The organism is Planococcus sp. CP5-4_YE, from assembly GCF_019042655.1.
Taxonomy (GTDB): Bacteria; Bacillota; Bacilli; order Bacillales_A; family Planococcaceae; genus Planococcus.
In genome coordinates, this window is record NZ_JAHPZO010000001.1 from 399,365 (window position 1) to 411,129 (window position 11,765).

Annotated in this window: 12 protein-coding genes; 4 read left to right on the plus strand and 8 right to left on the minus strand. The window is 46.5% G+C overall.

Annotation, left to right across the window (positions count from 1 at the left end; genetic code table 11):
- Window positions 1–91 precede the first annotated feature (91 nt).
- From lpdA to KTG14_RS02055, 5 genes are all read right to left on the minus strand, one after another.
- The gene (gene lpdA, locus KTG14_RS02035; RefSeq protein ID WP_216968931.1) at window positions 92–1,501 is read right to left on the minus strand and encodes a dihydrolipoyl dehydrogenase; all 1,410 of its coding nucleotides are present in this window, start codon (window positions 1,499–1,501) and stop codon (window positions 92–94) included.
- Between the two features lie 5 nt (window positions 1,502–1,506).
- On the minus strand, window positions 1,507–2,898 hold the full coding sequence (locus KTG14_RS02040) for a dihydrolipoamide acetyltransferase family protein (RefSeq protein WP_216968933.1): 1,392 nt from the start codon (window positions 2,896–2,898) through the stop codon (window positions 1,507–1,509).
- A gap of 171 nt (window positions 2,899–3,069) precedes the next feature.
- Window positions 3,070–4,047 (minus strand): alpha-ketoacid dehydrogenase subunit beta, encoded by a 978-nt coding sequence (locus KTG14_RS02045; RefSeq protein ID WP_216968936.1) that lies wholly within the window; start codon window positions 4,045–4,047, stop codon window positions 3,070–3,072.
- A gap of 3 nt (window positions 4,048–4,050) precedes the next feature.
- Window positions 4,051–5,163: a pyruvate dehydrogenase (acetyl-transferring) E1 component subunit alpha gene (gene pdhA, locus KTG14_RS02050; protein ID WP_216968938.1), complete on the minus strand. Its 1,113-nt coding sequence runs from the start codon at window positions 5,161–5,163 to the stop codon at window positions 4,051–4,053.
- Window positions 5,164–5,419: 256 nt separating this feature from the next.
- Window positions 5,420–6,064 (minus strand): YkyA family protein, encoded by a 645-nt coding sequence (locus KTG14_RS02055; protein ID WP_216968940.1) that lies wholly within the window; start codon window positions 6,062–6,064, stop codon window positions 5,420–5,422.
- 146 nt (window positions 6,065–6,210) lie between these two features.
- Between KTG14_RS02055 and def the strand changes: the two genes are divergently transcribed.
- Window positions 6,211–6,783, plus strand: a complete 573-nt coding sequence (def, locus tag KTG14_RS02060) for a peptide deformylase (protein WP_216968942.1) — start codon at window positions 6,211–6,213, stop codon at window positions 6,781–6,783.
- Window positions 6,784–6,847: 64 nt separating this feature from the next.
- Here the strand turns inward: def and KTG14_RS02065 are convergent, their stop codons facing one another.
- The gene (locus KTG14_RS02065; protein ID WP_216968944.1) at window positions 6,848–7,630 is read right to left on the minus strand and encodes a Cof-type HAD-IIB family hydrolase; all 783 of its coding nucleotides are present in this window, start codon (window positions 7,628–7,630) and stop codon (window positions 6,848–6,850) included.
- A 279-nt stretch (window positions 7,631–7,909) separates the two neighbouring features.
- On the opposite strand from KTG14_RS02065, the gene KTG14_RS02070 reads away from it, so the two are divergent.
- Both KTG14_RS02070 and rnjA read left to right on the plus strand, forming a co-directional pair.
- Window positions 7,910–8,125, plus strand: a complete 216-nt coding sequence (locus tag KTG14_RS02070) for a DNA-dependent RNA polymerase subunit epsilon (RefSeq protein WP_216968946.1) — start codon at window positions 7,910–7,912, stop codon at window positions 8,123–8,125.
- A complete protein-coding gene (gene rnjA / locus KTG14_RS02075) occupies window positions 8,125–9,792 on the plus strand; it encodes a ribonuclease J1 (RefSeq protein ID WP_216968948.1) in 1,668 nt (555 codons plus the stop codon). The genes KTG14_RS02070 and rnjA overlap by 1 nt, the downstream gene beginning before the upstream one ends.
- 38 nt (window positions 9,793–9,830) lie before the next feature.
- Here rnjA and KTG14_RS02080 read toward each other — a convergent pair whose 3' ends face one another.
- Both KTG14_RS02080 and KTG14_RS02085 read right to left on the minus strand, forming a co-directional pair.
- Window positions 9,831–10,490: a potassium channel family protein gene (locus KTG14_RS02080; RefSeq protein WP_216968950.1), complete on the minus strand. Its 660-nt coding sequence runs from the start codon at window positions 10,488–10,490 to the stop codon at window positions 9,831–9,833.
- Window positions 10,491–10,559: 69 nt separating this feature from the next.
- On the minus strand, window positions 10,560–10,856 hold the full coding sequence (locus KTG14_RS02085) for a hypothetical protein (protein WP_216968952.1): 297 nt from the start codon (window positions 10,854–10,856) through the stop codon (window positions 10,560–10,562).
- 359 nt (window positions 10,857–11,215) lie between these two features.
- Between KTG14_RS02085 and KTG14_RS02090 the strand changes: the two genes are divergently transcribed.
- The gene (locus KTG14_RS02090) at window positions 11,216–11,755 is read left to right on the plus strand and encodes a helix-turn-helix domain-containing protein (protein ID WP_216968954.1); all 540 of its coding nucleotides are present in this window, start codon (window positions 11,216–11,218) and stop codon (window positions 11,753–11,755) included.
- The last annotated feature ends 10 nt before the right edge of the window (window positions 11,756–11,765 follow it).

Genomic DNA, 11,765 nt, shown 5'->3' on the forward strand with positions numbered 1-11,765 from the left:
AATCAACCTCCTTATGTGAAATTTTAACATAAGTAGAGCATGCAAAGAATAGAAAAAAGGACCGCATTTTGCGGTCCTTCTAATACTGGTATTATTTGATGATGTGAATCGGCGTGCCTAGAGCTACTTCTGCCGCTTCCATTGTAATCTCAGCCAATGTCGGGTGAGCGTGGATCGTCATTGCGATGTCTTCCACAGTCATGCCCGCTTCGATTGCCAAGCCAATTTCTGCAACCATGTCAGAAGCGCCCGCTCCAACGATTTGTCCACCTAGCAACAAACCATCTTCTTTACGGGATACCAATTTCACAAAGCCTTCAGAAGAGTTCAATGACAAAGCACGGCCGTTTGCGCCAAACGGGAATTTCGCCGCTGTCACTTCAAAGCCTTCTTCTTTAGCTTGTTCTTCCGTCAAACCAACACTTGCAAGTTCAGGGTCTGTAAAGCAAACCGCTGGAATCGCCATGTAGTCAACTTCTGATTTTTCACCGGCAATCGCTTCAGCAGCAACTTTGCCTTCATAAGATGCTTTGTGCGCCAATTGAAGGCCAGCGACAATATCACCAATTGCATAAATGTTCGGGATGCTTGTACGGCATTGCTTGTCGACTTCGATAAGCCCACGCTCGCCCATTTTGATGTTGAGCTCTTCAAGGCCCATTTCATCTGTGTTTGGACGGCGGCCGACAGTTACCAATACGTAGTCCGCGTCGATTGTTTTCTCTTCGCCGCCTGCTTCGTATGAAACCGAAACGCCTGAATCTGATTCTTCTACGCCTTTAGCAGATGCTTTTGTGATGACTTCAACGCCTTTTTTCTTCAAGCCTTTTTTGACGATGGACGTCATTTGCTTTTCGAATCCAGCAAGAATGTCTGGTGCGCCTTCAAGGATTGTTACTTCAGAACCCATATTGGCATAGGCCGTTCCAAGCTCAGTTCCGATATAGCCGCCGCCGATGACGAGCAGTTTTTTCGGTACTTCTTTCAAAGCCAATACGCCAGACGAATCGATCACGCGCTCTGAATACTTGAATGTTGGAATTTCAACTGGGCGTGAACCCGTTGCAATAATCGCGTTTTTGAACTTATACGTTTGAGCAGAATCCGCGTCCATGATGCGGACAGTGTTTTCGTCTACGAAATATGCTTCGCCGCGGACGATTTCCACTTTATTGCCTTTTAGCAAGGACTCAACGCCGCCAGTCAATTTCTTAACGACGCTGTCTTTGAACGATTGCGCTTTTTCGAAGTTCAAAGAAACTTCTTTTGCCACGATGCCCATATCATCAGAATGCTGGGCTTCTTCAAAACGGTGGCCGACAGAGATCATCGCTTTTGAAGGGATACAGCCGACGTTCAAACAAACGCCGCCGATGTATTCTTTCTCAACGATGGTCACTTTTTGGCCAGTCTGTGCTGCACGGATAGCTGCGACATAGCCGCCAGGGCCTGAGCCGATGACGAGCGTGTCTGTTTCGATTGGGAAATCTCCTACTACCATAAGTTTTACGCCTCCATTAATAGTAATTCTGGTTCACTTAACAAACGCTTGATGTGATTTAATGCATGCTGTGCAGTTGCTCCATCGATCATACGGTGATCGAAGCTCAAGGACAATGCTAACACAGGAGCTGCTACAATTTCACCATTTTTCACTACCGGTTTTTCAGCAATGCGCCCGATGCCCAAAATAGCAACTTCCGGGTGATTGATGACTGGCGTGAACCATTGACCGCCTGCAGATCCGATATTCGTAATCGAGCATGAAGCGCCTTTCATTTCAGCAGAGGACAATTTGCCATCACGCGCTTTTGTTGCCAATTGGTTGATTTCGTCTGAAATCGCGAAAACGGATTTGCGGTCTGCATTTTTGATGACCGGAACAAGCAAGCCTTTATCCGTGTCTGCAGCAATCCCGATATTGAAGTAATGCTTGTGGATCACTTCTCCGGTTTCATCGTCGAACGACGTGTTAAGTGCCGGGAATTCACGCAATGTGCTGACCAAAGCTTTGACCACATATGGCAAATACGTCAGCTTGATTTCTTTTTCTGCAGCGATGTCTTTGAACTTTTTGCGGTGTGCAACGAGTTCGGTTACATCGACTTCGTCCATCAATGCAACGTGCGGAGCCGTGTGTTTCGAATGCACCATCGCTTTGGCGATTGCTTTACGCATACCGGACATTTTTTCGCGAGTTTCTGGGAATTCGCCTTCTGGAGCAGCTGCTGCAGGGGCTTCTTTTGTTTCTGTTGTTTCTTGTGAAGCTGTTTCCTGCTCTGCTGCAGGAGCTTCTTGTTCCTGCCCGCCTTCCAAGAACGCTTCGATATCTTGCTTCATGATGCGGCCGTTGTCTCCAGACCCTTTGACTTTCTTGATATCGACTTCTTTTTCACGAGCAAATTTACGCACAGATGGCATCGCGATGACGCGTTTATTCGGATCGCTGTCAGCTTCATCGGCTTGAGGCTGGTCGCCTGCGCCAGTTTCTCCTTCTGGCTTGCTTTCAGGAGCCGGCTCTTTTTCGACGTTTTCGCCAGATTCAGCTGTGCCTGCCTGAACCTGCTCTTCTGTCTCTTCCTGCGTTTCCTCTTGTTTTGCTTCCGGGGCAGGTTTTTCCTCGTCGTCTTTTCCGCCCTTGAAGTGGACGTCATCTGCATCCGGAGAATCGATCTTCACGAGTACATCCCCGACGACTGCGACTGTTCCTTCTTCTACAAGCACTTCTTCGATGGTTCCTGAAACAGGAGACGGGATTTCTACGACCGCTTTATCATTCTGTACTTCACACAGAATATCATCTTCTTCGATCGTGTCTCCGGCCTTGATAAACCATTTTACTATTTCACCTTCGTGGATACCTTCACCGATATCCGGCAATCGAAATTCAAAAGCCATTCTAGTCACCCTTTCTATTGTACATTCGATACGGCGCGCCATAAGGAATGCTGCTATTTAGCAATGATTCAGCACCGGCTTTCACAATACGAAAGCCAGTTCAACTGAATTCAGGCTGTTTTTCTAATTTTGCACGGGAAAGAGCGGCGTTTTAAAGCCGCTATCTAGCAATTAGAAATTCAGTACTTTTTTCGCTGTTTCTACTATATCCTTTGCATTCGGCAGCCAAACTTGCTCAGCTTGCGAGAATGGGAAGACAGAGTCCGGCGCTGTTACGCGGAGAACAGGAGCTTCAAGGCTCAAGATTGCGCGGTCGTTGATCTCAGCTACAACATTCGCTGCAATTCCAGCTTGTTTTTGCGCTTCTTGCACAACGATTGCACGGTTCGTCTTTTCAACAGATGCGATAATCGCTTCGATATCAAGTGGCTGAACTGTGCGTAAATCGACGACTTCCACTGAATGCCCATCTTTCTCCAATTCTTCAGCTGCTTTCACGCTTTCTTGTACCATCGCACCGTAAGTGATGATGGAAAGGTCTGTACCTTCACGCTTTACGTCCGCTTTACCGAGTGGAATCGTGTATTCTTCTTCCGGCACTTCTTGGCGGAATGAACGATACAACTTCATGTGCTCGAGGAAAATGACAGGATCGTTATCGCGGATCGCTGAAATCAACAAGCCTTTTGCATCGTATGGTGTTGATGGGATGACTACTTTCAAGCCAGGTTGTGAGGCCATGAGCCCTTCCAAAGAATCAGCGTGCATTTCCGGCGTGTGGACGCCGCCGCCGAATGGAGAACGGATTGTTACCGGCGATGTCAATGTGCCCCCGCTGCGGTAGCGCATACGTGCCATTTGACCACTAATGGAGTCCATGACTTCGAATACGAAACCAAAGAACTGGATTTCTGGAACTGGGCGATAGCCTTGCAATCCAAGGCCGATCGCTAGACCGCCGATTCCTGACTCAGCGAGTGGCGTATCGAATACGCGGTCTTCGCCGAATTCTTTTTGCAAACCTTCAGTTGCGCGGAATACACCGCCGTTATTACCTACGTCTTCACCGAAAACCAGAACATTTTCATCATTTTTCATTTCTGTTTTCAGAGCGTCCGTAATCGCTTGGATCATCGTCATTTGTGCCATGGCTTACTTCGACTCCTTTGCTTTATAGATATCGAGTTGTTCCTGTACGTTAAATGGAACTTCCTCGTACATAATTCCGAGAAGGTCGGATACTTTTTGCTTCGGCGTGCCATCTGCTTCTTTGATCGCCGCTTTGATTTCTTCTTTGGCTTTCTCGATCACTTCATTTTCTTTTTCTTCGTTCCATAGCTTTTTAGCTTCAAGGTATTTACGGAAACGTACAAGCGGATCTTTTTTCTCCCACTCGCTGTCAATATCCGAAGTACGATAGCGCGTCGGGTCATCCCCTGCCATCGTATGCGGCCCGTAGCGGTAGCACATCGTTTCGATCAATGTCGGCCCTTCCCCTTTTACAGCACGCTCACGCGCATCGCGTGTTACTGCGTATACTGCAAGCGGGTCCATGCCATCAACGAGAACCCCTGGGATCCCTGCTGAAACAGCTTTTTGTGCAATTGTTTTAGCGGATGTCTGCAATTCACGCGGTGTTGAAATCGCGAATTGGTTATTCTGTACAATAAAGATTGCTGGTGCGCGGAATGCGCCGGCAAAGTTGATACCTTCGTAGAAATCACCTTGTGAAGAACCGCCGTCGCCTGTGTAAGTGACTGCGACTGCCTCTTTTTTGCGTTTCTGCATGCCAAGCGCAACACCTGCAGCCTGGATGAATTGTGCGCCGATGATGATTTGAGGCGGCAAGATATTCAAGTCTTCAGCCATCTGGTTTCCTTTGAAATGCCCACGGGAGAACAAGAACGCTTGGTGCAGCGGCCATCCGTGCCAGATCAATTGCGGTACATCACGATAGCCCGGCAATATGAAGTCTTCTTTTTCCAATGCGAAATGAGACGCCAATTGAGACGCTTCCTGTCCAGCAGTCGGTGCATAGAATCCAAGACGCCCTTGGCGATTCAATGAAATGGAACGCTGATCCAAAATACGCGTGTAAACCATACGCTTCATCAATTCTTCCAATTGCTCATCGGATAGATTCGGGTCGTAATCCTTATTAACAATTTCGCCTTCTTCGTTCAATACTTGAACCATTTCAAACTTTTCTTCGATCGCTTGAAGTGTTTCCACCGGATCGAATTGCTGATTCTTTTTCGCAGCCATAAAAGCAACTCTCCTTTATCTGTATTAAAATTTTAACACTAGCTTAGTGATACAATCGCCACATTCTTTTTCAGTATACGCCACCGCAATATTACGGTCAATCATTGAAGAACAATACATTATACGTGTATACCCATTTTGGTAAATCTTAAAAAACACATGTAACTGTACTACAAACAAAACACCACCTGTATTATAATACAGTGAAACTCCATAACACTTTTATAGCACAGAAAAAAGCAGCCATAGCGGCTGCTCAGTCGTTTTCTGCATTCATTTTTTCAATGGTTTCGTTTTTCAGTTCATTGAACTGTTCCGTCTGTTTATTAAAGGCTGTCACGGCTTCTTGTACCAACTCATTCTGTTCATTTACTTCATTGGTCTTGTCTTGAAGAGTCGCAAGTTCCATATCTTCTTCTGCCACCATTGCATACAACTGTTTCTGATGCTCGATTAATGTCTGATAAGCATCCGTGAATTCCCCGTGTTTTGCAAAGCGCTCATCCATTTGCTCTTTCAGCGCTTCGAGATCCGACTGGACTGCTTCATCTTCCGTTTCTTCTATCAATTCATCGATTCCGGCAAACTCTTCTGCCGCACTTTGCATCGATTCGCGTTCTGTCTCCAATAGTTCAAGCCGCTCATCGGCGGAAGCGATCGCTTCTTGAGATTTCTCTTCCACTTCTGCCTGCTGTTCTTTGGTTAAGGCCATAATCGACTCGAAGATCTCTTGTTCTTTCTGTTCACGGCTTTGCAATTCACTTTGTACATCTCGGTATTCGGCTTCCTCTTCGAAAGTCGTCTCCAGAATTTCGTTCAGCTGTTCTTCTGTAGACGCCCCTGAACATGCCGAAAGAAAGAGTGTGCCGGTCAAAACTATGGCGATGGCTATTTTCTTCACAATAAAGTCCCCCTTGATTTCCATGAATTAACTATAGAATGAATTCCAACAAAATACAATAACTGAAAGAGCTTTTTCTTTTTTCAAAAATGGCATCATACGCTACAATAGGGATAATAGAGAGCACCATGAAAGGATGAACATACGTGATTTTGATGAATGACATTATTCGCGAAGGGCACCCCACTCTTCGCAAGAAAGCCGAAGAGGTTAAGCTCCCGCTTTCCAAAGAAGACCAACAGCTCGGTGAAGAGCTGCTGGAATATGTAAAGAACAGCCAGGATGACGAGCTAGCTGAAAAATACGATTTGCGCCCAGGCGTAGGAATCGCTGCCCCCCAGATCGACATCTCCAAACGGATTTTCGCTTTGCATTTTGACGAACATTCCGGAGAGAATTTGAGCCTGGTGGCAGTGAATCCGAAAATCGTCAGCCATTCTGTGGAGAAAGCCTATTTATCGGGCGGCGAAGGGTGTCTGTCCGTCGACCGTTCGGTTCCGGGATATGTCCCGCGTTATGCCCGTATCACCGTCAAGGGATACACGCTTTCCGGCGAACCGTTTAAGATGCGTTTGAAAGGCTTGACCGCAATTGCCTTCCAACATGAACTCGATCATTTGAACGGCATCATGTTCTACGACCATATCAATCCGAACGACCCGTTCCAGGAAGTCGAAAATGCTTCGGCCATCGACCTTCAAACCGAAACCGTGGAATGACAAAACCCCGCCGCCCAATTTTGGGGAGCGGGGTTTTGTATGGGAATTTCAACTCCTCCACTAACTAAAAAAGTTGACGGCTCAAGCCGAGAAATTCGAACGCACTCGCGAGCCCGCCTTCGTTTACATGCCCTGTGATATGGTTCGCGCGTTTCTTCGTTTCTTCGTGGCCGTTCGCCATCGCAACGCTGAAGCCAGCGATTTCCATCATTTGAAGATCATTCAATCCGTCGCCGAATGCAATCGTATCTTCCAGGCGATGGCCAGTCGCACGGATCAATTGTTTAATGCCCTCCGCTTTGCTGCCGCCTTTCGGGAGAATATCGCATGATACACGGTGCCAACGGACAAAATCGACGTCACCGAATTCTTCACGGTATTGGCTTTCTTCATGCTCTTCGCAGAATACCAGCGCTTGGTACACATCGTTCGTGCGGTAAAAGTCTTTATCCATTTCCGGATGCGGGAACTTCAAGCTCTTGATGCTTTCGTCGATGTCCGGATGAAAATCGGTGGATGACACCATTTTATGTTCATTCAAGAAGACCAACGGATGGTTGCGCTGCTCTGCAAATGCCAGCACTTTCTCCAAGGTTTCGGCACCGATTGCCTGTTTGTGCACCGCTTCATTTTCGAACGCGATGTACTGGCCATTGAACGTGATATACGTATCAATCGATAATTCCTCGAGCAACGAGCCGATCATGAACGGTGCACGGCCCGTCGCAATGGCTAAATGGTGGCCATTCGCACGAGCTGCAATCAATGCTTGTTTTGTCGCTTCAGGCAGTTGCTTATTCGTATCAAGCAAGGTGCCATCGATATCCAATAATAATAATTTTGACATATTTCTATCTCCAATCTTTTGAGGTGTTTGCTGATACGACCTCTTTTCTTTTGTCAGAAAAAACAGTATACTATACATAAGGAGTGGTGGGCCATGCTGAAACGGTTGAAACGCAGACTACTCAGACAGCTCAACGGCATTATGAACAAAAAGAAGATAGCATAAGGTTTGTTTCGGCCCTTCTTAATAAATAGGAGGGCTATTCTTTATTTTAAAACAATGACATGATAATATAAAGAAAGTGCATTTATATTGAACGTGGAAAAAGGAGAGCAAAATATGATTTATAAAGTATATTACCAAGAAAACCGTTTAGAAGTACCAGTTCGTGAAAACACAAAAAGTTTATATGTAGAAGCTTCCACCGAGCGGGAAGTCCGTCACCACCTGAAGGACCGCAACTTCAATATCGAGCTCGTGCAGCTTTTGGAAGGCCAGCACCTCGAATATGAACAAGCCTCCCAAGATTATCAAGTGGAGTCTATCGAAGCCTAATGAAATTTGTAAAAAATGATCAAACAGCTGTTTTCGCGCTCGGCGGACTGGGCGAAATCGGCAAAAATACTTATGGCGTCCAATTTCAGGATGAAATCATCCTTATTGATGCTGGCATCAAATTCCCGGAAGACGATTTGCTCGGAATCGATTACGTCATCCCGGATTACACTTATCTAGTCAAAAACGCTGATAAAATTAAGGGCCTATTTGTCACTCATGGCCACGAAGACCATATCGGCGGCATCCCTTACTTGCTCAAGCAAGTTAACATGCCGGTCTACGGCGGTAAGCTAGCACTTGGCTTGTTGCGTAAAAAACTGGAAGAACACGGCTTGTTGCGCCAAACGAAAATGATTGAAATTGAAGAGGAAGATGTCATTAAATTCCGTAAAACTTCGGTCAGTTTCTTCCGCACGACCCACAGTATCCCAGATTCATTCGGCGTGGTCGTCAAAACACCGCCCGGCAGCATCGTCCATACGGGTGACTTTAAATTCGATTTCACTCCAGTCGGCGAGCCGGCCAATCTCTTGAAGATGGCCCAAATCGGCAGTGAAGGCGTTTTATGCCTATTGTCCGACTCGACAAACGCAGAAATCCCTAATTTCACCATGTCCGAACGCAAAGTCGGCGAGACCATCAAAGACATAATGAGGAAAGTCGAAGGACGCTTAATTTTCGCAACGTTTGCTTCCAATATTTACCGACTGCAACAAGTGACGGATGAAGCGGTGCGTCAAGGCCGTAAAATTGCCGTTTTCGGCCGCAGTATGGATAATGCCATGACGATTGGCCGTGAACTCGGCTATATCACGGCACCTGAAGATGCATTTATCGATACGCAAACCTTGAACCGCATGCCTGCCGATAAAGTCGTCATCCTATGTACTGGTTCCCAGGGCGAACCGATGGCTGCGCTGTCACGGATCGCCAACGGCACCCACCGCCAAATCCAGATTCAACCGAATGATACGGTCGTCTTCTCGTCTTCCCCGATTCCGGGCAATACGAGCAGCGTTAACCGCACCATCAACCTATTGTTCCGTGCAGGGGCTGATGTCATCCATGGTTCATTGAATGATATCCATACTTCCGGGCACGGTTCACAAGAGGAAAACAAATTGATGCTGCGTTTGATCAAGCCGAAATACTTCATGCCGATCCACGGTGAATACCGTATGCAGGCTCAACATGCAGAACTCGCAGTAGATTGCGATGTTCCGCGTAAAAACACCTTCATCATGGAAAATGGCGATGTTTTGGCTCTTGGCCAAGACGAAGCTTCTGTTGCGGGCCGCATTCCTTCCGGTGATGTTTACATCGACGGCAGCGGAATCGGCGATATCGGCAATATCGTCCTGCGTGACCGCCGTGTGCTGTCTGAAGAAGGACTGGTCATCGTCGTTGTCAGCGTCGACAAGAAGAAAAGCCGCATGGTTTCAGGACCTGACCTCATTTCACGCGGGTTCGTCTATATGCGCGAATCCGGCACGATGATTTACGAGGCACAGCAAATGCTGAACCGCCACTTGAATAAAAAAATCCACAGCAAAAATACTGACTGGGCTGAACTGAAGACCGAAATTTCAGATGTTCTTGGGCCGTACCTTTACGAAAAAACAAAACGCCGCCCGATGATTCTCCCAGTCATCATGGAAGTATAAAAAAGAAGCCCTCAGCGGCTTCTTTTTTTTTGCCTTATTTAGTTCATGACCTTCTTTTCGAAACGATTGATGTCGGCATCGGATCCGATGATGATCAGGATGTCATCCCGCTCGATTTCCATATCGGCCTGCGGCGAAACGATGATATCGTCGTCTCTTTTGATTGCGACGATATTGATGCCATATTTGGCGCGGATATCCAACTCGATCAAGGTATAGCCCGCCAATTTATCGTTCGCTTTGATCTCCATGATCGAATGCTCGTCGGACAGCTCCAAATAATCGAGCACATTGTTCGAGAGGATGTTATGGGCGATCCGGATACCCATATCGCGCTCCGGATGCACGACTTTGTCCGCCCCGATTTTATGCAGCACTTTGGCATGGTAATCGTTCTGGGCTTTGACGGTGATTTTCTTGACGCCAATTTCCTTCAGCATGAGCGTCGTTAGGATGCTCGCTTGAATATTTTCGCCGATTGCGACGATGACCTGCTCAAAGTTGCGGACCCCGAGGGATTTTAATACCGATTCGTCAGTTGTATCGGCAACGACAGCTTGTGTAGCGATAGAAGCGAATTCATCCACCCGCTCATGGTCTTTATCGATAGCCATCACGTCAGCGCCTTGTTCGATCAGTTCCCGGACGATGCTTCCGCCGAAACGCCCTAAGCCTATTACCACGAATTCCTTTTTCATGTCCATCCCCCATCTTCTTGTTTGCTCTTCTTCATCATATCCTTCTTTCGCCTATAAAAAAACCCCCGCTTATTTGCGGGGATCTAATGGACGTTCAGGTCGATTCTCGCAGTATTCGCAGCTGATGTCGCTGCAGCGCTCTTCGCGCCACTCGTTGCAGCTTGCGCAATAGCTTGCGTCGAATTCATTGTCGAAAGTTAGTGGGTCCATACATGTATGGCAGAAGGTATGGACATCCATCCAATTGATGAACTTCTTTTCGGCTAATAGATAAAGCCCTTTTTCGTCTTGTTTGTAATTCATGATGGATGGTTTTTGTGCTACCCGATTTTTCGGGTCTAGGAAAAAATTCATCTTTCCGTTCAAGTTGATCACTCCCGTAGTTGGTTGGGCTTTTATATCCCTGTCATCTGTCAATTTTGCACAACCGAAAACTTCTATATCAGTCTTTGTGGACTTTTTGGCTTTTGCACTTTCTCTATAATAGTAATTGCTTTAGCTGATTGCAATAGATTCGGATTCATTTTGCAAAGTTTTTTCCCCTTGAATTCCAACGATAGTTTTGTATAATGAATAAATACTTTAACTAAACTAAAAGTATATTTTAACTAAACTAATTTTCTTCATCTACTCAATTCGCCTGTATATCTATTGCTTGAGAAGGCTCAGACAGCCCTTTACTCCCACTTTATATTGTACCATTACTAAAGAATCGAGGAGACTTTATGCAAATCGGCAAAAAAATCAAGAATTTGCGGCTTACTAATGGCTTGACCCAAGAAGAGCTCGGCTCGAGGACAGACTTGAGCAAGGGCTTCATTTCACAGCTTGAACGCGACATGAACTCCCCATCCATCGAAACGCTATTTTCGCTTCTTGAAGTTCTCGGAACGACTCCAAAAGAATTTTTCACAGACGCCGAGGAAGCAAAACTCGTCTTCAAGGAAGAAGATCATACGGTCCACATCGACCGCGAAGCCGGTTATGAAATCGACTGGCTCGTCCCGACATCGAATAAAAAGGAAATGGAACCGGTTTACTTAACTTTGGAACCGTCCGGGAAATTCAAAACATTTGAACCTTCAGCATCCGAAACCTTTGTCTATGTCCTAGAAGGCGAAGTCCGCCTGGATATCGGCAGCCGCTCCTATACAGCAAAAGCCGGTGATTCCATTTACTATAGCGCGGAACATGAACATCAATTAGCGAACCATTCGACGGGCCGTGCAGAAATGATCATTGTCGCGACGAAATCTTATTTATAATCCAGGAGGT